Origin of the sequence: Arthrobacter sp. 18067, assembly GCF_902706295.1 — a bacterium.
Lineage (GTDB): Bacteria > Actinomycetota > Actinomycetes > Actinomycetales > Micrococcaceae > Arthrobacter.
Genome location: NZ_CACSJJ010000007.1, coordinates 37,215 through 62,902 on the forward strand (window position 1 = coordinate 37,215; position 25,688 = coordinate 62,902).

33 protein-coding genes, 1 tRNA gene and 1 pseudogene are annotated in these 25,688 nt (G+C 61.1%); 24 read left to right on the top strand and 11 right to left on the bottom strand.

The genetic code is table 11. The annotated features are described in order from the left end of the window. Positions 1-34 precede the first annotated feature (34 nt). Positions 35-2,596, bottom strand: coding sequence for an aminopeptidase N (gene pepN / locus GVL04_RS08535; RefSeq protein WP_159702542.1), 2,562 nt, complete (start codon positions 2,594-2,596; stop codon positions 35-37). A gap of 133 nt (positions 2,597-2,729) precedes the next feature. On the opposite strand from pepN, the gene GVL04_RS08540 reads away from it, so the two are divergent. From GVL04_RS08540 to GVL04_RS08550, 3 genes are read left to right on the top strand one after another with little or no spacing between them, the layout of a single operon-like run. Beyond that, positions 2,730-3,725, top strand: a complete 996-nt coding sequence (locus tag GVL04_RS08540) for a hypothetical protein (protein WP_159702545.1) — start codon at positions 2,730-2,732, stop codon at positions 3,723-3,725. A gap of 52 nt (positions 3,726-3,777) precedes the next feature. Then, complete coding sequence (locus GVL04_RS08545) at positions 3,778-4,296, top strand: ribose-5-phosphate isomerase (RefSeq protein WP_159702548.1); 519 nt, start codon at positions 3,778-3,780, stop codon at positions 4,294-4,296. Further along, a complete protein-coding gene (locus GVL04_RS08550) occupies positions 4,296-5,183 on the top strand; it encodes an Fpg/Nei family DNA glycosylase (RefSeq protein WP_159702551.1) in 888 nt (295 codons plus the stop codon). Before GVL04_RS08545 ends, GVL04_RS08550 begins: the two co-directional genes overlap by 1 nt. Positions 5,184-5,249: 66 nt before the next feature. Here GVL04_RS08550 and GVL04_RS08555 read toward each other — a convergent pair. Beyond that, a tRNA-Gly gene (locus tag GVL04_RS08555) sits at positions 5,250-5,323 on the bottom strand. Between the two features lie 330 nt (positions 5,324-5,653). Between GVL04_RS08555 and GVL04_RS08560 the strand changes: the two genes are divergently transcribed. The 15 genes and pseudogenes from GVL04_RS08560 (at position 5,654) to GVL04_RS08630 (ending at position 14,125) form a co-directional block, all read left to right on the top strand. Then, on the top strand, positions 5,654-6,094 hold the full coding sequence (locus GVL04_RS08560) for a hypothetical protein (RefSeq protein ID WP_159702554.1): 441 nt from the start codon (positions 5,654-5,656) through the stop codon (positions 6,092-6,094). A 466-nt stretch (positions 6,095-6,560) separates the two neighbouring features. Further along, positions 6,561-7,625: a YqaJ viral recombinase family protein gene (locus GVL04_RS08565; RefSeq protein ID WP_159702557.1), complete on the top strand. Its 1,065-nt coding sequence runs from the start codon at positions 6,561-6,563 to the stop codon at positions 7,623-7,625. 153 nt (positions 7,626-7,778) lie between these two features. Then, entirely contained in the window at positions 7,779-8,384 is a 606-nt protein-coding gene (locus GVL04_RS08570) for a hypothetical protein (RefSeq protein ID WP_159702560.1), read from the top strand. 59 nt (positions 8,385-8,443) lie between these two features. Then, positions 8,444-9,187 (top strand): hypothetical protein, encoded by a 744-nt coding sequence (locus tag GVL04_RS08575; protein WP_159702563.1) that lies wholly within the window; start codon positions 8,444-8,446, stop codon positions 9,185-9,187. Between the two features lie 54 nt (positions 9,188-9,241). Further along, complete coding sequence (locus GVL04_RS08580) at positions 9,242-10,030, top strand: DnaB-like helicase C-terminal domain-containing protein (RefSeq protein WP_024817003.1); 789 nt, start codon at positions 9,242-9,244, stop codon at positions 10,028-10,030. Positions 10,031-10,060: 30 nt separating this feature from the next. Further along, positions 10,061-10,306: a hypothetical protein gene (locus tag GVL04_RS08585; RefSeq protein WP_159702566.1), complete on the top strand. Its 246-nt coding sequence runs from the start codon at positions 10,061-10,063 to the stop codon at positions 10,304-10,306. Positions 10,307-10,592: 286 nt separating this feature from the next. Further along, positions 10,593-11,105: a Holliday junction endonuclease gene (locus tag GVL04_RS08590; RefSeq protein WP_159702569.1), complete on the top strand. Its 513-nt coding sequence runs from the start codon at positions 10,593-10,595 to the stop codon at positions 11,103-11,105. Beyond that, positions 11,032-11,304: pseudogene (locus GVL04_RS24945) on the top strand (CHC2 zinc finger domain-containing protein); the annotation flags it as partial. The gene GVL04_RS08590 and the pseudogene GVL04_RS24945, both read left to right, overlap by 74 nt. A 22-nt stretch (positions 11,305-11,326) precedes the next feature. After that, positions 11,327-11,992 (top strand): toprim domain-containing protein, encoded by a 666-nt coding sequence (locus GVL04_RS08600; RefSeq protein WP_235036219.1) that lies wholly within the window; start codon positions 11,327-11,329, stop codon positions 11,990-11,992. Positions 11,993-12,004: 12 nt separating this feature from the next. Then, entirely contained in the window at positions 12,005-12,340 is a 336-nt protein-coding gene (locus GVL04_RS08605) for a hypothetical protein (protein ID WP_159702578.1), read from the top strand. Further along, positions 12,337-12,675, top strand: coding sequence for a hypothetical protein (locus tag GVL04_RS08610; protein WP_159702581.1), 339 nt, complete (start codon positions 12,337-12,339; stop codon positions 12,673-12,675). Before GVL04_RS08605 ends, GVL04_RS08610 begins: the two co-directional genes overlap by 4 nt. A 58-nt stretch (positions 12,676-12,733) precedes the next feature. Then, on the top strand, positions 12,734-13,033 hold the full coding sequence (locus tag GVL04_RS08615) for a hypothetical protein (protein ID WP_159702584.1): 300 nt from the start codon (positions 12,734-12,736) through the stop codon (positions 13,031-13,033). Next, positions 13,030-13,299 (top strand): hypothetical protein, encoded by a 270-nt coding sequence (locus GVL04_RS08620; RefSeq protein ID WP_159702587.1) that lies wholly within the window; start codon positions 13,030-13,032, stop codon positions 13,297-13,299. The genes GVL04_RS08615 and GVL04_RS08620 overlap by 4 nt, the downstream gene beginning before the upstream one ends. Beyond that, positions 13,296-13,898, top strand: coding sequence for a hypothetical protein (locus GVL04_RS08625; RefSeq protein ID WP_159702590.1), 603 nt, complete (start codon positions 13,296-13,298; stop codon positions 13,896-13,898). Before GVL04_RS08620 ends, GVL04_RS08625 begins: the two co-directional genes overlap by 4 nt. Further along, positions 13,898-14,125: a hypothetical protein gene (locus GVL04_RS08630; protein ID WP_159702593.1), complete on the top strand. Its 228-nt coding sequence runs from the start codon at positions 13,898-13,900 to the stop codon at positions 14,123-14,125. The genes GVL04_RS08625 and GVL04_RS08630 overlap by 1 nt, the downstream gene beginning before the upstream one ends. 113 nt (positions 14,126-14,238) lie before the next feature. Here the strand turns inward: GVL04_RS08630 and GVL04_RS08635 are convergent, their stop codons facing one another. Continuing rightward, on the bottom strand, positions 14,239-14,829 hold the full coding sequence (locus GVL04_RS08635; protein WP_159702596.1) for a hypothetical protein: 591 nt from the start codon (positions 14,827-14,829) through the stop codon (positions 14,239-14,241). Positions 14,830-15,026: 197 nt separating this feature from the next. On the opposite strand from GVL04_RS08635, the gene GVL04_RS08640 reads away from it, so the two are divergent. The 3 genes from GVL04_RS08640 to GVL04_RS08650 all read left to right on the top strand — a co-directional run bounded on the left by GVL04_RS08640 (position 15,027) and on the right by GVL04_RS08650 (position 16,160). Beyond that, positions 15,027-15,290 (top strand): hypothetical protein, encoded by a 264-nt coding sequence (locus GVL04_RS08640; RefSeq protein ID WP_159702599.1) that lies wholly within the window; start codon positions 15,027-15,029, stop codon positions 15,288-15,290. Then, the gene (locus tag GVL04_RS08645; RefSeq protein ID WP_159702602.1) at positions 15,283-15,813 is read left to right on the top strand and encodes a hypothetical protein; all 531 of its coding nucleotides are present in this window, start codon (positions 15,283-15,285) and stop codon (positions 15,811-15,813) included. The genes GVL04_RS08640 and GVL04_RS08645 overlap by 8 nt, the downstream gene beginning before the upstream one ends. 95 nt (positions 15,814-15,908) lie before the next feature. Further along, complete coding sequence (locus GVL04_RS08650; RefSeq protein ID WP_159702605.1) at positions 15,909-16,160, top strand: hypothetical protein; 252 nt, start codon at positions 15,909-15,911, stop codon at positions 16,158-16,160. A 104-nt stretch (positions 16,161-16,264) separates the two neighbouring features. Here the strand turns inward: GVL04_RS08650 and GVL04_RS08655 are convergent, their stop codons facing one another. After that, entirely contained in the window at positions 16,265-16,558 is a 294-nt protein-coding gene (locus tag GVL04_RS08655; RefSeq protein ID WP_159702608.1) for a hypothetical protein, read from the bottom strand. A gap of 49 nt (positions 16,559-16,607) precedes the next feature. Between GVL04_RS08655 and GVL04_RS08660 the strand changes: the two genes are divergently transcribed. The 3 genes from GVL04_RS08660 to GVL04_RS08670 are packed head-to-tail and all read left to right on the top strand — an operon-like array spanning position 16,608 to position 18,352. Next, the gene (locus tag GVL04_RS08660) at positions 16,608-17,207 is read left to right on the top strand and encodes a hypothetical protein (RefSeq protein WP_159702611.1); all 600 of its coding nucleotides are present in this window, start codon (positions 16,608-16,610) and stop codon (positions 17,205-17,207) included. A 2-nt stretch (positions 17,208-17,209) separates the two neighbouring features. Continuing rightward, positions 17,210-17,806: a hypothetical protein gene (locus GVL04_RS08665; RefSeq protein WP_159702613.1), complete on the top strand. Its 597-nt coding sequence runs from the start codon at positions 17,210-17,212 to the stop codon at positions 17,804-17,806. Between the two features lie 3 nt (positions 17,807-17,809). Next, positions 17,810-18,352 (top strand): hypothetical protein, encoded by a 543-nt coding sequence (locus GVL04_RS08670; RefSeq protein ID WP_159702616.1) that lies wholly within the window; start codon positions 17,810-17,812, stop codon positions 18,350-18,352. Between the two features lie 53 nt (positions 18,353-18,405). Here GVL04_RS08670 and GVL04_RS08675 read toward each other — a convergent pair whose 3' ends face one another. From GVL04_RS08675 to GVL04_RS08705, 7 genes are all read right to left on the bottom strand, one after another. Continuing rightward, positions 18,406-19,455, bottom strand: coding sequence for a DUF4062 domain-containing protein (locus tag GVL04_RS08675; protein WP_159702619.1), 1,050 nt, complete (start codon positions 19,453-19,455; stop codon positions 18,406-18,408). Between the two features lie 118 nt (positions 19,456-19,573). Continuing rightward, positions 19,574-19,819, bottom strand: coding sequence for a hypothetical protein (locus tag GVL04_RS08680; protein ID WP_159702622.1), 246 nt, complete (start codon positions 19,817-19,819; stop codon positions 19,574-19,576). Next, complete coding sequence (locus GVL04_RS08685) at positions 19,819-20,190, bottom strand: hypothetical protein (RefSeq protein WP_159702625.1); 372 nt, start codon at positions 20,188-20,190, stop codon at positions 19,819-19,821. Before GVL04_RS08685 ends, GVL04_RS08680 begins: the two co-directional genes overlap by 1 nt. Before the next feature lie 8 nt (positions 20,191-20,198). Continuing rightward, a complete protein-coding gene (locus GVL04_RS08690) occupies positions 20,199-20,756 on the bottom strand; it encodes a M23 family metallopeptidase (protein ID WP_159702628.1) in 558 nt (185 codons plus the stop codon). A 35-nt stretch (positions 20,757-20,791) separates the two neighbouring features. After that, on the bottom strand, positions 20,792-21,124 hold the full coding sequence (locus tag GVL04_RS08695; RefSeq protein WP_159702631.1) for a hypothetical protein: 333 nt from the start codon (positions 21,122-21,124) through the stop codon (positions 20,792-20,794). After that, a complete protein-coding gene (locus GVL04_RS08700) occupies positions 21,121-21,264 on the bottom strand; it encodes a hypothetical protein (protein WP_159702634.1) in 144 nt (47 codons plus the stop codon). Before GVL04_RS08700 ends, GVL04_RS08695 begins: the two co-directional genes overlap by 4 nt. Positions 21,265-21,293: 29 nt before the next feature. Beyond that, a complete protein-coding gene (locus tag GVL04_RS08705; protein ID WP_159702637.1) occupies positions 21,294-25,670 on the bottom strand; it encodes a carbohydrate binding domain-containing protein in 4,377 nt (1,458 codons plus the stop codon). Positions 25,671-25,688: the final 18 nt, after the last annotated feature.

Consider the following 25,688-nt stretch of genomic DNA (forward strand, 5'->3'; position numbering starts at 1 on the left):
CAACTGTCCGCACGAGCCTCATGCAGTGCCTGGGCTAGACGTCAGCTGCCCGTGCGCGGAGGGCCCGGGCCACGCCGTCGCGGTTTTCCAGCATCATGCGCCTTAAGGCCGCGCTTTCTTCGGGAAGTCCTGCCAGGAACTCGTCCGTGCGGTCCACTGTGCCTTGGGTGGTGAGCTGTGCCGGGTAGAGGCCCACCACGATCTGCTGGGCCAATGCGTGCGTGCGTTCCTTGACGATCCCGGGCACGGCGTCGAAGTACTTGGCAGCGAAAGGTTCCAACAAGGCAGCGTCCGGGACCCTCATAAAGCCAGCGACAGCGGATGCCTGCAAGGCGTTGGATAGCTCTCCGTTGACCACGATCGACTCCCAGGCTGCGGCCTTGGCCTCAGCGGTAGGGATGGCTGCCTTCGCCTGGGCCGCGGCGTTCTGGCCGTTGGAGGTGTTGTCGCGGGCAAGCTCGGCGTCGATGCGCTCCTGGCCTTGGCGTCCGCCCGCCACGAGGGCGGTCAGGAGCTCCCAGCGCATGTCCTGATCGATCGTCAGGCCTTCCAGTGTTTCCGTTCCGTCCAGGAGTGCCTGGATGCGGTCCAGTTGGGCGCCGCTGCGCGCGAGCTGCGCGAAGGACTTGGCGAACTGCAACTGGGCATCCGAGCCGGCTTCTACCGAGGATGCGAGCTCCCGGAGTTTATCGGCAGCCGCAATGGTGGTGTCCAGCTTGTGTTCGGCCGCTACGTAGTAGGTCAGGGTGGTGGCGAGCTGGCGGAGCTGGACCAGGATGACCGAGGAATCCGTTTCGTGGGCGATGTTGGCCAGGATCAGGTCCACGTAGCCGCGGGCCGGGGTTTCGCCGTCGCGTGCTGCGTCCCAGGCCGAGCCCCATACCAAGGTGCGCGGCAGGCTGGCAGCAAAGTCCTTGAGGTGAGCTTTGGCGGCGGCGAGGGAGTGCTCATCGAGGCGGACCTTGGCGTAGGCGAGGTCATCGTCGTTGAGCAGGATCAGGTCCGGCCGGGTGAGTCCCACCAGTGCGGGAACATCGGTGCGGGGGCCGTCGACGTCGAGCTCCTCGCGGTGGGTGCGCTCCAGCTTGCCGTCACCGGACAAGGAATAGAAGCCAACAGCGAGGCGGTGCGGACGGAGGGTGGGCTGTTCGGCGATTGCGGTCTGCAGGATCGCGAATCTGGTGATGGTGCCGTCCCCGGAAACCTCCAGTTCGGGCGCGAGGGTGTTCACGCCGGCAGTTTCCAACCAGAGCTTCCCCCACACATCCAGGTCGCGGCCGGACGCGGCTTCGAGCTCCACCATGAGGTCGGCGAGTTCGGTGTTTTTCCAGGCGTGTTTGGCGAAGTACGTGCGGACTCCAGCCATGAACTGCTCCGGACCCACCCAGGCCACCAACTGCCGCAGCACGGAGGCGCCCTTGGCGTAGGTGATGCCGTCAAAGTTCACCTCCACGTCCTCCAGGTTGTTGATCTCGGCGAAGATCGGGTGCGTGGTGGGCAGTTGGTCCTGCTTATAGGCCCATGACTTCTCCACGGACGCGAACGTGGTCCAAGCCCGGTCGAACTCGGTGTTCTCCACCGCGGCCAGGTGGGACATGTATTCGGCGAAGGACTCGTTGAGCCAGAGGTCGTTCCACCATCGCATGGTCACCAGGTCCCCGAACCACATGTGCGCGAGTTCGTGCAGTACGGTGATGGCACGGCGCTCAATCTGGGCGCCAGTTACTTTGCCGCGGAAGACGTAGCCTTCCAGGATGGTCACTGCTCCGGCGTTTTCCATGGCACCGGCGTTGAATTCCGGGACGAACAACTGATCGTACTTTTCGAACGGGTAGGGGCAACCGAACTGTGCCTCGAAAAACTCAAAACCTTGACGGGTGAGCTCGAAGATGTTGTCCGCGTCGAGGTACTGCATGAGCGACTTCCGGGCGAAGACTCCCAGCGGGATGACGCGGCCGTCGGAGCTGGTGACCTCGGAGCGGACCGACTGGTAGGGCCCGGCGATCAACGCGGTGACGTAGGAGGACAGTCGCGGAGTGGGCGCGAACTCCCACACTGAGCGCGCGCCGCCGTCGCCGGCAGCCGGTGCCTCGACAGGAGCCGGCGTGGGGGAGTTGGAGATGACGTCCCAGTGCGACGGCGCGGTGACGGTGAACGTGAAGCTTGCCTTCAAATCGGGCTGCTCGAAGACGGCGAACATGCGCCGCGAGTCCGGGACTTCGAACTGCGTGTACAGGTACACCTCGCCATCAACAGGGTCAACGAAGCGGTGGAGGCCCTCGCCGGTGTTCATGTAGGGGGCGTCTGCCACGACCACGAGTTCGTTCTCGGCGGCGAGGCCCGGGAGTTGGATGCGGACGCCGTCCGAGACCTCGGCGGGATCGAGTTCGGTGCCGTTCAGCGTCACATTGTGTACTGCATCAGTGATGGCGTCGATGAACGTCGACGATCCCGGCGTCGCAGAAAACTTGACCACGGTGGTTGAGCCGAAGGTTTCGGTTCCCTGGGTGAGGTCCAAGGTGACGTTGTACGACTCGACATTGAGCAGTTGGGCGCGGATCGCGGCTTCGTCGCGCGTAAGGTTCAGGCCTGGCAAGTGGTGCCTCCGGAAGTTTTTGGGATGGCCGGCCGATCGCGGCCGGACCCTGGTGTGAAGCCATTCTTTCACTCCGGGCCGGGAAGGCAAGGAGTGAACACCACAGTGTCGCCCCACGGAGTAGCGTTGGATCATGGGATCGTTCCGGGACACTCTCGATTTCCGCGCACTGAGGTTTGCGGTTGCCTTTCCGTTGCTCCTCGCCGTGGGCTTTCTTGTGTGCGCCCAGATGCTGCGCAACGACCTCCCGAATCCCGTAGCCGTCATGTGGAACTCCGACGGCGGCAGTTCGTTTGCGCCGTTCGGCGCTTACGTCGCGGGCGGCGCAGCGCTCATCACCTTCTGCGGTTGGGCGGTCTTCCTCCAAGCGGTGTCAATTACGCGGCCGGTGGTCATGCGGCGGGTCATGATGGGCGTGGGCCTCATGGTCAGCCTTTTCATCACCACAGTGCTGGCAGCCGGACTGGTCGGCCAGTCGGGGTTGGCTGATGCCCGCCAGTCCCACGTGGACCCGATCATCCTGGCCATGGGCAGTGGGGCGGCGGTTGCCCTGGGCGTCGTCATGATGTTCGCGTTCAAGCCCGACCCGCGGTGGACACGGGAGGACGACGTGGCGCTGCAGGAGGAACTGAGCCTTCTCGAAGATCCCGACCTGGCGCGTGACTCGCTCAGGCTGTGGGTGCATGCCCGTAGTTCGGTATTTGTCATGATCATTGTCTCCGCACTGTTCCCGGCTGCCTTGATAGCGATCGCGGTCCCGTGGCTTGGGGCGTTGGTGGCGGTGGCTGCACTGGGTGGCGCCGGATTCCTGTTCGCCAGAGTACGCGCCGACCGGGGAGGATTGCAGGTGTTTGCCGGCGGCATCGTGCGCGTCCTGACCGTTCCCGCTGTCGATATCGCAACGGCAGCACCCACCGAGGTGAAGGCTGCCGATTATGGCGGGTGGGGCTGGCGGCACCACGACGACGCCACGGCGATGCTCGTCAGCAGTGGCCCGGCCGTCGTCGTCAGGAAACTCAATGGGGGCCGGGTGGCGCTCAGCGCCGGCACAAAGGCCTCAGCGGACAAACTTGCGGGAATTCTGAACCGGGCCGCCCATCGGGCACATGACGACGGGCAGGCCCAGTAACCCGGGTAGCGGTACCCTAGGTAGCGCATCCCTCATCGCCGCGCCCGGCCCTATGCCGTACCCGCGCGCCAGAAAGAATGGACTTCCTGTGACTACACCCCGCGTCCACATCGCTACGGACCACGCCGGCATGGAACTCAGTGCCCACCTGGTCAGCCACCTCACTGCCAAGGGCTATGACGTGGTGGACCACGGTCCCAAGGAGTATGACGCACTGGACGACTACCCGTCGTTCTGCATCAACGCCGGTGTTGCTGTCGTAGCGGACCAGGAAGCCGGTGTCCACGCTCTGGGCATCGTGCTGGGCGGCTCCGGAAACGGCGAACAAATCGCCGCCAACAAGGTAAAGGGTGTTCGCGCTGCGCTGGCATGGAACCTCTCCACTGCAAAGCTGGCCCGCGAGCACAACGACGCCAACGTCATTGCCGTCGGCGGCCGCCAGCATTCCGTTGAAGAAGCCACCGGGCTCATCGAAGCGTTCCTGGAAGAACCGTTCAGCAACGACGAACGCCATGTGCGCCGCATCGGCAAAATTGCCGTGTATGAAACCACCGGCGAAATCGTCGAGTAGTGCCTGAAGGGCACTCGGTCCACCGCCTGGCCCGCCAATTCCAGGATGTGTTTGGCGGCCGGCGCCTGGACGTCTCCAGTCCGCAAGGACGGTTTGCCGCCGGAGCCCAGGTGTTGACCGGGCACACCATGGTTGAGGCCATGGCCCACGGGAAGCAGTTGTTCCTCAGGTTCGACCACGAATTATTCCTGCACGTCCACCTTGGACTGTACGGTGCGTGGAACTTTGGCGGTGACAGCACCTTTACGGGCGCCTCCAGTATTGGTGCTCCCCGTCGCATCGGCGAAAAGGAGTCCGGGCCCGCAGCCGATGACACTGGATACGTCGGACCGCCACCTCCTGTGGGCGCCGTCCGCGTCCGTTTGGTGTCCGACCACGGCTGGGCCGACCTCCGCGGTGCCACGACCTGCGCTGCCATCACCTCGGCTGAGGCTCAAGCCGTGTTGGATCGTTTGGGCCCTGATCCGTTGCACAACAGGGGAGGGGACCGCGACGAGTTCATCCGCCGCCTGCGTCGCCGCAAGACTGCGGTTGCCCTGTTGCTGATGGACCAATCGGTTCTGGCCGGCGTAGGGAACATTTATCGCGCCGAAGTGCTGTTCCGGCAGGCCATGGATCCGTGGACCCCGGGAAGCAGCATCGGCGTGGAATCCGCCGGCCAACTGTGGGACGACACGGTGGACGCCATGTCCGACGGCGTCCGTGACGGACGGATTGTTACGACGCCTCCCACAGTGTGGACCGGTGGCGCTGCGATGGCGCCCGACGCCGATGCCCACTTCGTCTACAAACGGGACGGAATGCCCTGCCGGGCCTGCGGGACGATTGTGGGCATGACGGAAATTGGTGCCCGCAAGCTTTATTGGTGCCCCGGCTGCCAGGTGTAGCCCCAACAAAGCACTTGCAGGAGCGACAAAAAGCGCCCCGATCCTTGGATCGGGGCGCTTTCTTTGTGGAGGGGACGACGGGAATCGAACCCGCGTAATCAGTTTGGAAGACTGAGGCTTTACCATTAAGCTACGTCCCCGTGACTTCGGGCTTCCGCCCGTGGCAACCAGATGATCCTAGCAACCCCTGATTCTGCAAGGCAAATCGCCGTATAGAAGGGGATGGTTTAATGTGTATGTATGACTTGCCTCACGGGCTAATGAGGGGTAATATCTATGCCGTAATGCGATCTAGCTGCGATCGTTTGGGCGGTTCTAGCCGGGTGTTACGACACGAAGTCGCGCGCCAAGATTCGCAGGTTGTTCTAAGTACCTGCGGGTAGCATGGTGAGCGGCCTAGTTAGTAGTGCCTTTTATATACGTTTGTTATACGTGAAGGTCTGCTCAGGCTTGGGGGAGATGGGAGAAAGATGCCAACCAAACGGCTTCTGCCGGATGCGGCAACACTGCGCCGAATGCGCAACAACGACTGGCGTCTCAAGGACATTGCGAAGGAATACGGAGTCACTGAGGCTGCCGTATGGAAGGCCCTAGACCGGGCGAACCTGGTTCAGGGTCGGACTACTTATAGCGAGATTCTTCCTTGGAAGATTCTGCCCGAGCATCGGGCAACGAACATCATGGTCATGTTCCGTCGCATCCTCCGGCAGCGGAAGGGTGAGGTGCTGCCCGAGAATGAGCAGCGCTACCTGGATGCATGGCTCAAGACTCTCAACGACTCGAATGTCGTCGTGAACTATCACCCGGAAGCGCCACCCAATGACGCTTCTAGGAAGGGTGGTTTCTACTACGTCGAGCGCCAGCCAACGGACAAGTGGATCATCCGCGAACCGGACGATCAGGCAGCCTAGAACGGCTGTGACAAGCCTTACTTCGCCCGATTGGATTAACCCGATTCGGGCCATGTACTCTTGAGGCAACAACAGACCAGACGCGGTCGATAGAAGGCTTAGGGGTGACCTCACGGTCACCCCACCTTTTACTGATGATGGTTAAACGTATTTAAACGACTTGAGTAAGCGTTGCTCGAATCGACGCTAATTATTAGGCCCAAAGTTAGGGGAAAACTGGTCTTGGTCTTTATGAAAGCTTCCGATGATTTCGAAGTCATCCACGATGAACCGCGTTTCGCAATCATCCGTGAAGGCTCCGACATTATTGGCGATCTGTACGCCGACGATCTGGAATCAGTTGATATTCAGGGGACCGCGGCTAACTACGGGTTAGAACTGCTGGACATTGTGGAGGTAACCGAAGGGGAGTATCAGCTCTTGTTCGGTTATGTTCCAGCACTTTTGTTGACGGAAAGGAAAACGGATGACAGTTGCTACACCAACCGCCCCCAACTGGGGGGCTCTACCGGAGTCCATGACTGCGGAGCAGATCAACCGAATGATCGAGTTGTTCCTCTCCGATCAGGACCCCGACACCATGGGGCTGATCACTGACAAGCCGGGCACCCGCCTTGGGAACGCCGTGTTGGTGGGCCACTTCGAAGACGACTCTCCGGAGTGGCACCAGGCACGGCGCGCCGGCATCGGCGGCTCGGAAATCGCCAGCATCCTAGGCATCAACTCGTTCAAGTCACGATTCGTTCTGTGGCACGAAAAGTACGGCACCATCCAGCCGGAAGGAATCGACCCGGACTTCGCGGAATGGGGCCATCGGCTGGAGCCGGTAGTGCGTGACAAGTTCGCGGACAACCACCCTGAGTTCGAGGTTCTGCCGGGCGGCTCCTGGGTTCACGTGGACCGACCATGGCACCTGGCCAATCCCGATGGGCGCCTCCTGAACAGGGCCACCGGCGAGGTGGACGGCATCTGGGAAGGCAAGACCAGTGCAACCGGTTATGGCTGGGAGAACGGGTCGGTGCCGGTCAAGTATGTGGCGCAGGTCAGGCACTACCTTGAATGCTTCGGCTTCGAGTACGCGTACATCAGCGTCCTCATCGAGCTGGGTAAGTACAAGGAGTTCGTGATCTACCGCGACCCCATGACCCCGGTGGTGTCCATGCAGCCCGGTGAGAAGGACGTTTGGTACGCCCCTGGCGGGCCAGCAATGCTTGCGACCGCCCAAGAGTTCGTGGACTCGATACACGCCGGCACGCCGCCTCCCATGGACGGGGGAGAGGATAGCCACAAGCTGGTCCGCAAGTTCCACCCGGACATCGACGGCACCACGTTCGACTTGGATGACAAAACTGGGCAGCAGCTCCTCGACGCCAGGCAGGCTGTTAAGGATGCGGAGTCCGAGCACAATCGAATGAAATCGGTGGTGATCGAACAGATGGGCAAAGCCAAGTACGCGTCCCACCGGGGCGTCAATATTGCCCGGAGGCAGGCCAATAAAGCCGGTCCAACGCTGGTTGCAGTGAACTCGTAGGTACGGCTTATGTACAACTTGACAATCACCGTTGAGTTGCGTAAGCTAATTTCATCGCCCCGACGCGGGGCATTCTTTTAGACCTGATGGTTGAATGTTTATAAACCGTATAACTCCGAATCTTGAAAGGTTCGGTTCGAAAGGAATCGCCAAATGACCTTCTTCAACACCTCCGCCAAGAACGCGCCGGCCATCAAGTTCCAGAACATTGGCGATGCATTTGATGGCTTCATCACCGGCCCGATCGCACAGCGTCAGGCACGGGACTTCACCACGAAGCAGCCCAAGTTCTACAAGCCGCGCCCCGGCCAGACTCAGGGCGATCCCATTATGGAAGGCGTCATCCCGGTCACCGACCACCAGGGCGTCTCGGGCACGATCTATGTCACCTCCAAGCTGATGCGCCGAGCAATCGAGGACGCTCTGATCGCAGCCGGTGCTGAGCAGCCTGCTGAGGGTGGCCGCTTGTTCCTCCAGTACAGCGGTACGGACTCGTCGTCCGGCTTCAACGCGAAGGCGTTCACGGCCCGATACGCGGCCCCGGCGGGTGTTGCGCCGGTTGCTGCAGCCCAGGCCGCTCCCGCGCCAGCTGTGGCTCAGGCAGCCCCCGCTGATCACGGGTTCCAGCACGCACCTGCCGCACAGGCCGTAGCGCAGGGCGGATACGCACAGCCCGCCGCCCCCGCTGGTTACGCACAGCCTGCCGGCTACGACACGCAGGCCGCAGCCCCGGCCGGTTACTACCCGCCCGCGTACTAAACACAGCCAACTTCTGTTCGTCCGATTGGAGAACCTTGACGGAACACAACGAAGCACCATTGACCACAACCATTAAGTCCCCCGAACGGGACGGCACCTGGATCGTCATACGCTCCAACAACGCAGCCCACCTCGAAGCCCAATGCGTCGAGCTGGAGAACGGTGCGGCGCTTGTCGCAGTCGGTCGCCTCCAAGCCGCGCTCCGTGCCAAGGCCAACATCGGATCGATCCTTGAGGCCAAGCCGGTCGAACCGCAGGCAAACAACGGTGCATTCAACCAAGCCGCATTCCCTGCAGTCCCAGAGCCGACACCAGACCTGCAACCCGCGCAGTACAGCGAGCCGATGCCCTCCGTGACCCAGCAGCCGCCAGGATGGGGCGCAGCCCCAAACCCCCAGACCCCGCCTGCCTTTGGTGCGCCGGTCAACCATCGGCCCACCCCTGCTCCTGCAACTGCACCTGCTGCAGTTGACCCGTGGGCCACGCCCACTCAGCCGTCAGGCGCCGCAGGCTGGGGGACCGGACCCGCTGACCCATGGACGCCTCCCGCAGCGGCTCAACCGGTCGCCTCAGCTCAACCCGTAGCCGGAGTTCCATCAGGTCCTCCTGCCGCACCTGGTGCCCCTGTCGTGCTCGGCCAGCCAGCCCGTATGGCGAACGGCTCCAGCGCAAAAGGCCCGTGGCATGCATGGGCCGACCCGCGACCGCAGTCAGTGACAGAGGCCATCGAGAACGAAACCGATGACCCGAACCACCCCGGACTCGCAGCCGGCACACACAAGTACTGGGCCTGGATTCGCTGACCAAGGTGAGGGCACCCTCCTGGGTGCCCCGCCTAAGCGTGGAAAGGAGGCTGAATGCTTAGGTTGTCGCAGGGCAGGCGCAAGAACGTCGACGCGGGAGAACCACTCCACTGCCCATTCGGTGTCCTAAACGCCACCGAAACACACATCCGTAAAGGGCAGCTTGCCCTTGTTGCGGGTGGCCCAGGAACGGGCAAGTCGGCTGTCGTTCACGCTTGGTTGCAGCGTGGCGACGATCAGGGCCGACACAACACCACCATGTATTTCTCGGCCGACTCGGACCCATTCACAATGTGGAAGCGGTCCGCGGCCATCGCCACCGGATACACGCTGTCCGACATTGAACGGATGGTGAAGGAAGGCAACACGCAAGGTTTGGATGCCGAAGTGGATGCCGCAACCAAGCACATGTGGTTCGACTACCGGTCATCACCGACCGAGTCGGACGTGCTGGACGAAGTGAACGCCTACTACACGGTGTACGGGCAGGACCCGGAAGTGATTGTCCTCGACAATCTCAAAAACCTTTGGCAGGACATGGGCGAGTTTGAGGCCCTAGAACAGTCCTGCATGTTCCTGCACGACCTGGCGCGGGACACGAACGCCGCGATCATCGCACTCCACCACGTGGTTGGTGCAGCGGAAGACGGCATTAGCGCGATTCCACTGTCCGGCCTGCGAGGCAAGGTGTCGAAGACCCCTGAGGTGGTCCTCACCTTGCACCGCTCCGACAGTCAACTGAACGTGTCGCCGGTCAAGAACCGTAACGGACGCGCACAAGCATCCGGTTCCTGGATTCTGCCGCTCCAAGCGGACATGAGTCGCATGCACTACCAGGGCTAGAAGCCCTGCCCAACGATTGAGGAGGATGAATTGGGCAAGACAATCTTTGAAACAGAACACCTCGTTGAATTCGATGACGACGGGTTGCCGGTTAAGACCGCACGAATGACGTTCAACCTGGACGAACTCGCGCTCATCCGGTCGGGCCTGAACTTCGGCACGGACCAGATGATCAGCGACGGGTACCCGGAAGGCAGGATCACTCCTGTGGTGACGGTAGCACGAGCGTTCTTCGATGCCGAAACTTGGGTTCGCGGGGCAGGTGACTGCGAATGACGTCATTCACTGAACGCCTTGTAGAGGCAGGAGCGCCTGCGCTTCCGAACGATCATTGGTACGCGTGTTCAGTATCTGTGAGTTCGGATGAATGGTCGGTCGCACTCAAGCTCGGCAGGGGTGGGAGGCCGAACGCCCATGCAATTGCCCGGCTAGACCAGGACTATAGCCACAGTCCGACAGTGGACGAGATTGTGAAGCAGGCCGAGCAGGTTCATCGCCAAGCATTTCCTGAGGCAAATTTCCGCCCCGAAGTGCAGGTATTGCTTCTCGGGATGGAGGTTGAATGCGAGTTGTCGGCATAGACCCAAGCCTGTCCGCGACAGGCGTGGCCGACGATCACGGCCAGTTGCACGTGCTGAAGCAGAAACCTGCTGACGGTGACCAGCGCCTGGTCAATATCCGGGAGGGTGTTGCGCGCTTCACTCTGCACGCCGACCTGATCGTCATGGAGGACCTACCAAGGAATGCCATGGCAGCAGGTGTGACAGGAATGGTTCAGGGCGTCATCCGGGAGTACCTGCAGCAGCACTCGATCCCGTACGTCACAGTCACGCCGGCCACTCTCAAAAAGTTTGCATCGGGTAAGGGCAACGCCCAGAAGCCTCAGATGCGGGCCGCGTGGCTCAGCTACAGCGGTGACGACGTGGCTGATGACAACAAGGTGGACGCCGCCTGGCTCCGAGTCATCGGCCTTCACTTGGCCGGCCAGCTCCCGGCAAACCATGAGCACTGGTCGTGTGTCGAGACTCTTAGGCCACAGGTGGACGCGATCCGGTCCGGGTTCAACCTCAACTAGGAAAGGTGGGGTAGTGGCCGTCACCAAATTTCCGATCCGAACAGTGCTGGAACATTTCGGAGCCGAACACCTGCCCCACCGCGGCGGCTGGGTGAAGATTCGGTGCGTCATTCACGACGACAACCAGCCGTCCGCCCAGTTCCACGACACCGAGCAGCGGTTCCGCTGCTTCTCGTGCAACTTTTCCGGGGACGCAATCGACCTGATCCAACTGAAAGAGGGTGCCGACTATCACACGGCTGTCCAACGCTGTGAAGAAATCACTGGCCAGGAGGGTGGAGGCGTATCAGCAGCAGCTGTACGACCCGCCCGGGCACGCCCAGCTCGACTATCTGATCGAGGAACGCGGCCTGACGCCGGACACCATCGCGAAGTTCCGGCTGGGGTGCGTCGCAGACCCCGTCGAATCGGATGAGCCCGCCCGCGGGCGTATCGCAATCCCGTACCTGACACCCACGGGGCCGGTTAGCTTGCGGTTCCGGAAGATGCCGGAAGACCCGCACCCCGCCAAGTACTGGCAGCCCGCTGGTTCCACGCTGACCCTGTTCAACACTCCAGTGATCACTGAACCGCGTGACTGGATTTGCATCACTGAAGGCGAGATTGACTGCATGACAGCAGTGCAGGCTGGCCTGCCGGCGGTTGGTTTACCGGGGGTTTCGTCGTGGCAGGACCACTACTACGCCATCTTCAACGGATATGAGCGGGTGTTGATCCTTGCGGACAACGACGACAAGGCCGGGCAGGGTGCGAAGTTCGCGGACCAGGTGGCCAAGAAAGTGCCAGGACCTGCGGTGTTCCTCATGCCGGACGGGCATGACGTGAACAGCTTCTACAAGGCGCATGGCGCGCAGGCCTTGAAAGACCTGCTCAAGATCAAGCATTAGAAAGAGGACCAAATGACTCAGAAGACTGAACTGCAGACCTTGCAGGCGTTCCTTGAAGACGACTTCATGGAATTCACCAACATCAAATGGGGCTACGCCGAAGGCGATGATCTGCCTGGAGGCGCCCCCGGGGAATACCGCACAATCCACGTCGAGCACGACGAACCACGCAGGTGGTCCCGCTTCGGAAACGTCGTGACCCGGGTGCCATCTGGAGCCCTGTATCAGTGGCAGTACGACGAGGCGCTGACCGAGATGGGCGAGCACTCCTTCCTCGGCAACCTCACCGAGGTGCGCGAGGAGCGCGAAACCGTAGTCGTCACCAAGTACTTGGAGGTGGGCAAGTGAATATCGCTGACACCGAGTTCCGGAAAAGTGACCGCGTCGAACTGCTGGCCGATCTTGGCCCGCTGAAAGCTGGTGCTTCCGGCGTTGTCGTGGAGGTGTACGAGCCCGGCGGCATGCCAGCAGACGCTGAATACGTTCGAGCATCCGAATGGCCGACCGACTCCGAGTTCGCTGTCGCAGTGGCCTTCCCCACCCTGCGACTCGCACTCCCGCCCGAGGGCCTTGGCTGGGTCTGCGATGGCCTGGACACCAGCGAATTGCACCCGTGCGACGTGATTCCGATCCGCGCCTCGGAGGTCAAGGTCACCGGCAACATCGAAGCCGAAGGCTACTAGACCCGGCGTACTCATGCGCCGAAAGTTCAACGTTTAGAAACATTTGGAAAGGTAACTCATGAAATTCAGCATCAAGAAGAAGTCCATCCCCGCAGCAACCGTCGAGTACGTCACCGACGAACCCACGTTGGAGCAGCGGGTCAGCGCGGCCAACATCTCCGCTGACGCATATGTCGGCATGTTCGAGTCCGCGATCAGCGGCTTGGAAGGTTCGGCCCGCTCTCTGCAGCACGCATCGCAGGAGGCACGCAGCGAGGCGGCCTCACTCACGGACCTGGCCGACGACGCCGAGATTGCAGCCGACCTGCGCTTCGAGCAGGCAGCCAACATTCGCGCGCTGATCGGTGCCAGCAAGTGACAGGCCAGCGCCAACTGCCCACGGTGGACCTCCGGAAGGTTCACCTGACGATCATCCCCGGGCGATCCGGTGCGGACGAAAAGCTGCATCGGACGCTGGGCCTCGCCAAGCAGGCAGTCAGCTACCAGTGCGGCAGCTATGGCCGGCACCATCCCATGTCGATCTGGGCGTGGGACTTCGAAAAGGGGGAGTGGTCGCTGCTGTACGACATTCCTGCCAAGACCAACCAGGCGGACTTGCCTTGGAAGAAGGAAAACACTCTTTGATCATCATTGGTTTGACCGGCTACAAGCGGGCCGGCAAGGACACTGTCGCTGACTATTTGGTGGACCTGCACGGCTTCACAAAGTTGTCCATGGCGGCGCCGTTGAAACGCATGCTTCGCAGCCTCAACCCGCTACTGGGTGGCGGCACGCGTCTCATGGACATTTGGGACGACACAGAAACTGTCCAGAAGAATGAGGAATGGATCAAGGGGTCCATCTACGCGGACGAGTACCGCCGCCTCCTCCAACTGCTCGGAACCGACTGTGTCCGCACGATTGATTCGGACTTCTGGGTCCGCGCAATGGTGAAGGAAATTGAGGAGTCCGGCGCCGACCGGGTCGTCATTTCCGATGTTCGCTTCCCCAACGAGGGTGAGCTGATCTGGAACCCCCAGCGGTTCCAGCTGCGAAAGGTCAGCCCCAGCAGCCTCCTCCTGCAAGTGGACCGGGACGGAGTCGAGTACGACCCCGCAGGTCACGAGTCGGAACAGTGGGTTGGGGCGATGGGGGAGCACGCGGTCATCCACAACGACGGCGTCATGGGCGGCGACCTGTTCGACAACGTCGAGGACATTCTCTCCGAGTTCGGGGTCCTCTAATGAGCCTTGTCACCCTGCTCGAAAGGGGCGGCAGCCGACGAGGAACCGACAAAGTCCAGGCAGCGTACGACGCGATGCCCGAGGAGGAACGCAAGGCGTTCCGCACCATCATCAAAGACCAGGAACAGTTCACCGCGCCGGAAGTGGCCGCTCACATGGGTGGCGTCACCGGGGACCAGGTGAAGCGGTTCAGGCAGAAACTCAGGGAAGGCAGGGCGCAGCTCTGAGCCTCAACCAACTACTTGAAACCAAGCAAGCCGAACAACTTGCCAAAGAACAGGTCGCTGCGCCGACTGGCTGGGAGCGCGGCAACGAACGGACCGGCGACCGCGGGTTCGGATCAACAGGGCCACTGGAGCCGGGAGCCAACGTTACCGACAAGCTCCTGCTGGAGCGGGCCGGGTTTGACCCGAAGGAGTGGGAAATCATCCCGCCCATCCAGTACCGCGAATGGGACGCCAACGTGGGTGGCGGAACCATCAAGACCTTGCAATACAGGCGCTTTAGCGTCAAACGCATCACCGCCTCCGGGCTGAACTTTGAGGAGCTGATCCAGCATGTTGGCCGACGAAACAGCGAACCGAATCCAGGTACTGGTGCGGGCACTTTCCACTTCGCTAATGGAGATTGGCAGCTTGGTAAAGCGGATGGTGACGGCACTGCGGGAACTGTGGACCGGATTCTCGCGTCCATCGACAACGGTGTGGCCGCTTTCAAACAGGCTCGCAGGAAAGAGGCCGCTTTCGCTCACCTCACATTCTTGGGCGATTGCATGGAAGGGTTCGTCAGTCAGGGCGGCAAGAATGCTTGGCGCACCGAGCTGACCCTTACAGAACAGCTGCGGCTCATGCGTCGTCTGTTCCTCCACGCGATCGACAGCTTCGCCCCCTACACCGAACGGCTCACTGTCGTTTCCGTCCCGGGCAATCATGACGAGGCAGTCCGAATGCCGGGCATCACCACCTACGACGACAGCTTCGCCGTCGATGCCCTAGTGGCTGTGACGGACGCGATGAAGCTGAACGAGGCAGCGTACTCCCACGTGGAGACGTTCGTGCCGAAACGGGACTCGCTCACCGTCACCTTGGACGTGAACGGGACGGTCCTGACGCACGCTCACGGCCACCAGTGGCGAACGAACAAGCACTGGGACTGGTGGAGAAGGGGCAAGCGTTCGAACCAGGCTCTGACATTGGCAAAGCGGACATGCTGCTTGCTGCTCACGGCCACCACCTGCACATCGAGCAGAAGGGCTCCCGGACCTACATCATGAACCCGGCTCAGGAATCTGAGTCGACGTGGTGGAAGAACCAGACCGGCGACCATGGCGCCCCCGGGGCGCTCACATTCATTACCGAAGACGGGAAGGGACGGGGCTACACCGTTGTCTAACATGACCACCGAGTTCTACGAACTGCACGCCGAGACAGTGCAGAGGGTCGCCAAGAACCAGCACAAGCAGTCCACCATCTTTGAGGTGGACGACATTGAACAGGCCATCTGGCTGTTCTTTGCGGAGAACTGGTCCACGATCAGGGGCTACGACGAGGCCGGGATTAAGACGCTCGCAGGCAAGGCCGCGGTCAAGTTCTGTAGGGAACAGCGCAACGACTTCATGTACTTCACCGGCGCGTTCGTGTACACGCCGGACATGGTGGAGCGCATCCTCGAAGAGTCGGTCTGGGTTGACCTGGGACCCGGGGTTGACGTCGAGGGCCGGGTCGATGTGCAGGACCGGTTCGGTCAGCTCAAGGACTCCTACCAGCAGAACCTTTACCTCAAGTACGGGGCCAAAGAGGACTTGACTGACGCGCAGCGGAAGTCCGCGGAGCGTGGACTCAACGACCTGACCCACCGACTCAACAATGGGCGGTTCGAACGGGTCGATTTGGTCGAGGCCGCTAATGAGGTTTGAGCGCTTGTGCCAGGCCATCCACGCGTGGGTTTACACGCACGCATTCTTCCTTGAGCAGAAGCTCGACAAACTCTTCACCCGAAAGGACATTCAATTTGTCTAAGACCCTCAAGAACGTTTTCAAGCCCTCCGACAAGGTCGCAGAAGGGCTCGGCGCCACGGCAGTTGTGATCGGTGTCGTCGTCCTCATTGCCGCGATCGTGTTCGGCATTTGGCTTCTGCTGGCCTGGCTGGGCATCTGGCTGGTCGGCATCCTGACCGCTGGCGCGGTCGTCCTGAACATTTGGCAGGGCGTCGCTGCGGTCGCGCTGCTTAGCATCATCGGTGGCCTGATCAGCCGCAAGTAACAACGACAAAAAGCCCCCTACCCGGGTTCCTGGTAAAACAGGTTCCCCGGGTAGGGGGCTTTTTTGTGTTTAACAATCGTTCAGCGGGGCACGTATCTGCCGCCCTACTCCATCAGGTCGACACGCTTCACATCAGCTTTGGGCAGCCAGCAGTTGAACATGTTCATGTTTTCATCCGTCCACTCGATCTGGACGTGCGTTGCCGACCACCACACTGCCAGCGCCCGAACCTCCACCTTGCTGCCGCCCGCTACAGGCACTTGAGCAATGACGTACGGTTCTTGCCCGTACGTGAACCTTTGGACGTCGTGATGCGTGAACGTGTACTCGGACGGGGCCAGCTCATACTCCTGTCCGGCCTCGGAGAACTTGGATGGTCTGTCAAAGATGGAACTCACGCATCGAGTCTAGGCCGTGATTGTCGTGTCCGTTGTGTACGTTTGGACCGTGGACCAACAGACCTTGACTCTCACCAGCCAGCTGATCACAGGAAGTGTGGCACTGGTTGCTGGGCTCGGCGGCGCAAGCTTGACAGCCTTCATTAACCGCAAGAACACCAAGGAATCTCTTGCTGCTGCCCGCCTCACAGCCGAAGACCAATGGCAAAAAACTCAAGAACAAAGCCACGCCAACTGGCTGCGTGAGCAGAAGCAGGAAGCCTACTCCCAGCTTCTTGCGACCACGCACGCAATCTTTGAAATTCCCGACTGGGCTGCTCCAAAAGAAGGGGTAGACAGATCATTGGTCGAACTGCAAATGGTGTACAACAGGGTCAGGATGGTTGGCGCCTCCTCAGTCAGACTTTCCTCCACCCAAATGGTCGCGTGCGCTCTGAAAGCGGTTGATTTCGCGGGTCAGCGGAGAACTCTAGAACAGCGGAAAGAAGATGGCGATCAAGACGACAAAGCGCTGCTGGAGTTGATGAGCGAACTGCTTGAGAACCTGAACAGCTACCACGAGGTCGTGGATGAGTTCGTGAAGGAGGTCCGCAAGGAACTCCACTCGGCCGCCCCCATGGCACCTTCACCCGAGACTGAACAGGACTGATCGTGGACCAGGAGACGATAAGACTCATAGTTACTGCCGCTGGCGCACTGCTCGCTGGTTGGGGTGGTGCCGCGCTGACCTCATACATAAATAGAAGGAACACGACGGATACGCTTGCCGCATCCGAGCGGAGCAGCAAGGAGCAATGGGAACGGACAAAGAGCCGCGAGCACGAACTCTGGGTTCGCGACCAAAAGCAGGAGGCGTACGCCGAGTTCGTGCTCAAAGCTGATAAGGCCGTCAGCGATGCCCAAAGCATGTGGAGGGGCGGTAAAGATGACACCGCCATCAATCTGTCGGGTGCCAGAATGCGTATACGCCTTGTGGGACCACCCGAACTTCGCACTGTTGCATGGGAGGTCGAGGAGGCGGTCAAAAAACTGATCGAATACTCGCGGCCCAGCGTTGATCAATGGGGCCTCCCACGAGCCAGCACAGACAAGAACTACGGAGAGTACGCGCTGCTTAGGGCTCGCGTTGAGGCGTTGCTTCAGGATTTTGTCGCAAAGAGCCGTCGAGACTTGGGAACGGCTGTCGCCGGTGATGAGGCATCCCGGGAAACGGACCCAGATTCCTCTGAGCAGGATCAGGTGGACTAGCTCATGGACCAAGAGACTCTGCGTTTGATCGTCACAGCAGGCGTGGCGCTAATCGCGGGCTTGGGCGGCGCCGGCCTGTCCTCCTGGGTTAACCGGAAGAACACAGTCGAGACGCTAGCTGCGGCCGTGGAACGGGACCATGCTACTTGGCTTCGAACCCATCAGCAGGAAGCCTACGCTGAGTTCCTTGCCAAAGCAGAAGCCGTAATCCACGCAGCGAACTCCAACCCAAACTCGCCCATGCCCGCTGCTCCACCGCTCGATGACATGTCTATCGCTTGCGGACGGCTTACGCTGGTGGGCGGTGCCGAAACCATTGACTGGTCAAAGCGGATCGACTTTGAAGCCAGGAGAGCGGTCATAGTGAGGATGCAGATGGACAAGGCGGAAGCCGATTCTGCTGAGGAGATGCAGGACTGGATATCACTCACCAGCGCGACCAGGGATTTTCATTCTCTGGTCGGCAGATTTGTTGATGCGGCCCGGACAGAAATTGGCACTGGGCCGGCGCCTGAAACGGAGAACGACCCCGGAGAAGAAGACTAAACGTTACCGTAGGTCAGCTGGCGGGGTTCCAGGCTCAGAATGGAGAGCGTTAACTATGCCTTTGCGGCCACTTCCTTTTCGCTTGTCTTCCGGCGAGCACGGAGCTGCATCATTCGGTCTTCCCCATTGGCGGTCAGCTTCCAATAGCGTTGGCGATCGTTCACTCCCCGCTTTTGGGTGCCCCGCTCTACAAGCCTGAGGGCTAGGAATTGGACTATCACATCGTCCAGAATGCCGGGGGTTCGGACTGTTGCTCGCCGCAATCTCTGCACTTGCACGTCAGGATTAATTTGCGGAAATGTCTCGAACGCCATCGCGTTTAGGTGCTCCGTGAGAGCGTTGTCGAGGTTCCTGTCCGAGGCCTCGTGGAGCATCTTGGGCGCTATGCCCTTGAAAATTTCGTTCCAGTTCGTGATGACCGTGTACCCGCTCGAATACTCACGGCTGTTGCGGTCTACGTAGACCACCGACACGTCGTACTCAAAGCCGTCCTCGCCGTCCTCCAGATCAGGGAAAAGCGGACTGACCTCAGACGTCGTGGACTCGGTAACCTTGGCACGAAGCTCGGCCAACTCTCCACGCATCTCAGGTGTCATGGCAAAATCACCACGAACCCACCCGATCGCTGGCTTCTTCTTCTGGAGCGCAACCAAAGACGTGGCAATCTGTGCCGCAAGGTCGTCCTTGCCGTCGAAGTACCGGACGGTGCGCTTGGACTCGGCCTTCTTTCTGAATTCCTCCAGCTGTTCGGCCTTTTTCGGGTCCAGCTCAGTCTTTTGTTTGACCACGGAATCTAGGTCCCGCTTCAGGAAGGCCATGACCGGAGTCTGTGTCTCGATGGCGTAGTCGTACTCCATCTCGGTGTAGCTCACATCAGTCTCGGCGTCGACCGAACCGTACTTTCCGCCCAGGATGAGAATGTAGTAGTCGGAGTCATCAATGACTCCCTTTATGAGGTCCATCTTGTCGTCATCGCCCGCAGGGAATAGCTCCATGCCAGCCGGGAAGCAGTTCAGCTCAAGCAAGATTCGCGTAACGGCTTGCCGCTCCTCGACTAAATCAAGGTAGGTGGAGCTGACGAAGACCTGCGGGCGGACGTCCATGAAATTCCCCATTCTGACACTGCGCTAAACCAACCACTAATCCTATCCGCTGGTAGCGCCCTTCCTGGGTAGGGCAGGCGGAACCCGGCAATCGTGGCTATCGCCTGCCCACGCTATTTCAGGCGCTCTTGGGGGAAACCTTGAGCCGGACCAAGTAGGCGGCAACAGAGGACAGAACCGACTTGATGATCAGGACGCCGAAACCAGCCCAGAACAGGCCGCTGGTAACGTCCTGCTCCACCATGAGGCTGGTGAGGCCAACGCCGATGGCGCTGACAATGTCAATGCCCACAGCAACCCAGAGGGTGCGGAGCGCTCGCTCGAATGCGTCAGAGTGCCGGGTTACGGCAGTGTGATCGCCCATTACTTACCTTCTCCAATCGTGACGGTAGCGGACAGGCCGGACATGGCGTTCTTCACGCCAGCCTCAACAGCGGCCTGGATTGCGGCAGGGTCGGAGCCCTGTCCGGCAGCGAGCTGCTTTACCGCGGCCAACAGGCCAGCGACAGTCGCCTCGTTGCGAATCAGCAACGTCTTGCAGTCGGCCAGTTCCTGCAGGGCGCTGATGTTCTTGCCCTCACGCAGGATTGGCGTCTCCCAGACGCGGCGGGGAGTGGCATCTGCGATGTAGAACAGAGACTCGCCTCGGGGCGTGGACTCGCCGCCGTAGAACAGGGCCTCATGCGTGCCCTTGAGTCGGGCCTGGTTGGTGAAATCTGGGATCTTCGGAGCCATTGGTTTCCTTACGGGAGAGAGATGGAAAGGTCGATGAAGAACTGCTCGTCCGGCGTGTAGGTGATGACCTCGCCGGCGGGGGCCAGAGTGCTGATCACGGCTTCCGGGTTGACCCGGCCGTAGAACTGGCTATTGACGACCCAGCCGTTGAGCAGAATTTCGAAGTGAAGGTGGTCGCCAGTGCCGCCGGTGTTGCCGGTCAGGCCGAGGACCTGACCTTCTTTCACCTGGTCGCCCACGCGGACCTTGGAGCCGCCGTCCAGGCCGTGGCCGTAGATGCTGCGACCCCACGGGTGGTCCACGACGTAGCAGAAGCCCGCGAAGCCGGGGGCAATCCACATGTCGTTGTCCGCGTATGTACCGGGGTACCAGCCGACGTGGATGACGGTGCCGTCAGCGCACGCCCGGAAAGGTGTGCCGGCCTTCACGGCGAAGTCCATGCCGGTGTGCCCGTCGGGCTGGTAGTTGCCGAATTGTCGGATGATCCAGTGGCTGGCGGGCAGGTACTTGGTGGGATTTTCCCCAAAGCTCTGGCTCTTGGTGTCGTATGGCACAGGCCAAATCAAGGGCAGAACCTCCTCTGCAAATAGAAGAAGGCCCCCTATCGGGGACCTTCATGAGTGGTGTGGTTTTTCCGGTACGGACGACCAGGCGGATCAGGCATGCCAGCGGCGTGCCATTCCTCCCAGGAGGAAGAGTACGCGCGTTCGTTGTCTGCCCGGGCGATGCTCTGGTCGAGCTTTCGTTCCAGCACTTCGCGGTGTGCGCGGTCGGCCTCGCGGTCTTCCTGGTACTGGTCGAGAAGCAGGTTCGCGCGTTCGAAAGGGTCAGCCCGGGGCCTGAGCTTGGCAATAGCCGCGGCCACCACAGTTGCGAGTGCTGCGATGGCCGCGACCATAATGGGGCCGAACAGCGGGTGGTTCATGTCGATCACAGGGCGGGCTCGTCCAAGGACGTGTGGATCGCCGCAGTGATTGCTTCGGCCAGGGTCGTTGCTGCGGCGTCGTTGATTTCGATGCTGGCCGTAATGGCCGTGCCGTTGCCCTTGTTCAGGGACAGGTTCAGGTAAGCCACAATGGCTCCTTCCTGCTGGGTAGCGAGTCTTAGAGGGGTGTCGCCACGAAGGCGGTGTTGGTGATCGCGATGTTGCCGGGACCCATAGTCGGGCTGGGGCCAGATACGCCACCGCGGCCATAGCCAACCCAGTACGTGCCGGGGGTGACGTTGAGGATTTGAGCCTTGGCGTAGGAGTCGCCGTAGGCGAGGTCCACGTTGTCGAGCGACGTCTTGTTTACGCGCACGAACGTTCCCGCGATCGCGTTGCCAGTGGACGTGTTGGAGAGGAACCCTTCCACGTAGAAGTAGCCCTTGTAGCTGTTGATCATCATGTCCGCGGACACCTGCAGCAGGATGCGACCCGTGGTTGTGGTGACCTGACGGCGCACGCCGATCTGCGTCCAGGGGAAGTTCTCGTTGGCGCCGACGCTTCCGACCAGGACACTCACGTGGGAGTCAGCGGTCACGCCGAAAACGTGGTCCGCGAGTCGCGTCATGTTGCCTTGCGGGTTGCGAATCTCGATGCCGTTGCCACCGGTGGTCAGCGCGCCAAAGTTGGCTTGCTGCACGTTCGAACCGTCGTAGACGCTCATCCGGCTACCAGCCATCTCCACGCGGGCACCAGAGGCCGCGGTGCGGATCGTGGCGCCGGTGATAACCTTGCCGTCAATCGCGGTCGCGGACAGGTGCCCGGCGCTAATCGTGTTGGCCATGATCTTGTCCGCGTGCAGCGTGTTCGCCGTGATGCGGTCGCCGTTGATCGAGTTAGCAGTCATATGGGCTGTGCCAATTTCGCCTGCAAGAATCTTGGACGCTGTTATAGCGTCGGCTTGAATCTTGTTGGCGGTCACGGCGTTGGAGGCGATTTCGTTCGCCGTGATGGCGTTGGTTGCAACCTTGGCTGTGGTCACAGAATTGGTGAACAGCTTGTCGGTCGTGATGGCGCCGTCCTCGATCAGAGTGGCGCCAGTGAGGCGGCGAACCTCAATGTCATCCCAGATGACAATTCCGTTGTAGGTTGTGGCGGCGTTGCACTGAATCCACAGGGAGTCCGTGCCAGCCGGCACCGCGTAGACAGGAGTCTGGTAGTCCGTCCACCCGCTGGTGGTACCCACCGAAAGGTTGATAGCGGACAGCGAACCTGTCGAGGCCCCCGCCTTGTCCTTGTACCAGGTGGTTACGCGGATATCGTTCGTAGCCGTGGTGGTGGTGCTGTTGTAGATCGACGCCTTGATGATGTACTTGTCACCACCCTTGAGCGTGATCCCGCGCTGCTCTGCAATGGTCATACCGGCACGGCCAGCGTTCGACCGGAGTACGTAGCTGTTGCTCCTGCCACTGTCTGTGACGATGGCGCCGTTGCTCGTTCCCATCAGAGTCCACGGGCTGTTAGCCGCGGCCTCGAAGCTGCCATCGTTGACCAGGTTGGTTTGGTCGCCCACCACAACCTGCTTGGTCGACAGCGACCCCGCAGCGATACGTGCGGCATCGAGTGTTCCAGCGCTGATTGACCCAGCGTCGATCGTTCCGAACACGCCTGACGCGGACGTCAGGGACCCGGCAACAATGTCCTCAGCGGCGACCTTCCCTGCCGCCAGGAACTTGGCCCTAACGTCACCGGCATTCAGCCGGGCGGCGTTCAACGTGCCGGCGTTAATAACCGAGGCATCCATGGTCCCGAACACGCCGGACGCGGACGTGAGAGTGCCCGCGACAAGCTCGGAGGCAACGATCTTTCCGGCGGCCAGGAACTTGGCCCTGACGTCTCCAGCGTCCAAGCGTGCGGCATTGAGAGTACCCACGTTGATGACAGAGGCGTCCACGTCGCCAAACACTCCGGAGGCGGACGTGATGGTTCCGGCGACAAGCTCGGAAGCTGCGATCTTGCCAGCTGACAGGAACTTGGCCCTGACGTCCCCGGCGTTCAACCGTGCGGCGTTCAGGGTTCCAGCGTTGATCACCGAAGCATCCACTGTCCCAAAAACACCCGAGGCGCTTGTCAGTGTGCCGGCCACAATTTCAGAGGCAGTGATCTTGCCAGCCTCAATGAACTTGGCCCTGACGTCTCCCGCGTTCAAACGGGCCGCGTTGAGCGTCCCAGCGTTGATCACCGAAGCGTCCATGGTGCCGAATATTCCGGACGCACTGGTGAGCGTGCCGGCCGTGATTTCGGAAGCCACAATCTTGCCAGCCGCCAGGAACTTGGCTCGCACATCACCAGCGTTTAGGCGCGCAGCGTTGAGCGTCCCAGCGTTGATCACCGAAGCATCCATGGTTCCAAAGACACCCGAGGCCGACGTGAGGGTGCCAGCGACCAGCTCGGAAGCGACAATCTTTCCAGCCTCAATGAACTTGGCCCGCACATCACCGGCGTTGAACCGGGCAGCGTTGATCGTTCCAGCGTTCAGGATGCTCGCATCGATCGTTCCGAACACGCCAGATGCGGAGGTGAGGGTGCCCGTGACCAACTTTGCCGCCGTGATTTCACCGGCCTTGATTTTGGCCGCGGTCACGGAGTCAGCAGCCAGGTGGTTGGCGAGCACGTCGCCATCCACGATCAGCTTGCCGCCGTTCATTTCATGGAGCGTGAAGCCGGTGAAGCTGAACACAGCGTCGTAGACGGTGCCTGCGGTGTGGTTGATGAACCACCGGAAGTAGAGCCAACCAGCCGGGGCCGTGCCTGTGGTGATGGTGGTGCTCCATTGCGTCCAGGCTGTCGGAACCTCAACAGATGTAAACGCGTAGGTGGGGGTGGTGCGGTGGCCGGCAGCCGTGGAACCGGTCATCCCTTCCAGATAGACGCGGGAGCCAGCCTTGCTTGCCTTCACCCATGTAGTGATCCGGTAGTCGGTGTTCGGTTTGACCGGGATTGCGGGGTTGTTCAGGAAGTTGACCGTGGCCTGTGTGCCGTTGTGGGACCACGCCCGAGCGACACCGTCAGGGGTGTCGGTGCTCTGCCAGGAGAACCCGGACCAACCGTTGGTGTCCCCGTTCTGAGCGGAGCCGTTGTACACAAGGTCTGTACCGGAGGACACCACGAGCTTGTCTGCGGTGATCGTGTTGGCGTTGATGCGTGCGGCATCCAAGAAGCCTGCGGAGATTGTCCCGGCGTTGAGGTTTCCGATCACGGCGTCGTCCAGCTTGCGAAGAACCCATGCCGTACCGGCGGCGTTGGAGGTCCACTGGGCAAGGAGGAGCGTTCCCGCTGCGTTGTATTTGTTCCAGATGGCGCTCTTGGAGATTGGCGACCCCGTGGCATCCGTCGTTGCGTTGGTCACCAGGCCGTTGGTGGTGGCCTGGGCCGCGACGGCCTTGCCGTCAGCGGTGCTTGCCATTTGCTGTGCGATGCTCGCCGCTGAACCAGCCGCGGTTGCATCCGCCTGTGCTGCACTGGCGGCAGAGGCCGCGGAGTTAGCTGCACCTTGGGCGGTAACCGCCTTGCCGTCAGCCGTACTAGCCGCGGAAGCAGCATTCGTGGCTGCTGTCTGTGCTGTTGAGGCTGCATTTGCAGCATTCGTCGCAGCAGTCTGAGCGGCAACCGCCTTACCGTCCGCAGCGCTAGCAGCTGTCGCAGCCGCATTAGCAGCAGCCTGGGCAGCCACGGCTTTCCCGTCGGCAGTAGATGCTGCGCTGGCAGCGTTCGCGGCCTTAGCGTCGGCTGCAGCCGCTGCAGTGCCGGCATTGTTCGCAGTGGTCTGAGCACCTGCAGCTGCACTTGCCGCATTCGATGCGGCAGTCTGCGCCGCCACCGCCTTGCCATCAGCAGTTGAAGCCGCAGAAGCGGCGGTATCAGCCGCAGTCTTGGCGTTGTTGGCCGCTGTCTGGGCAGCGCTGGCGGCAGTTGCCGCATTAGCTGCTTTGGTGTCAGCCGTGGCGGCTGCGCTGGCTGCAGCATTCGCAGCCAGCTGGGCGTTGTCACCGGCAGTCTTTGCCTGATCGGCCTTGGTCTGGGCCGCGACAGCCTTGCTGTCCGCCGTGGCTGCCGCAGTAGAAGCCGTAGCAGCTGCAGTTTTGGCCGCCGCGATATCGGTGTCCTGAATGTTGACCCAGTCCGCACCATCCCAGCGATGAATTATGTTGCCGGGCGTCTTGAACCAGTGATCGCCCACGACGTAGGCAGTGCCGGCGGGCTTTGTCGGCCCACGGTAGTTGTTGTTCTTGCCATTCGCCGCTGCAGTGACCGTTGCAATGTCAGCCTTGGCCTGGAGCAGTGCCGCTTGCGCGGTTGTCATCTGGCCATCCAGAGTAGCTAGGTCGCCGTCCAGCACGGTCAGATCAGAGTTGAGCTGCTTGATGGTTTCCTTGTTGGCGGACAGCTCGGTAGCCAGCTCCGCGTCAAGGTTGGCGAGAGCCACCGCGTTCTCAGCCAGGGCCTCAGCGGTAACCGCCCCGGGCAGGATGCCATTTGAGCCAACGGGCTCCATCGCCGGAACACTAAGAGC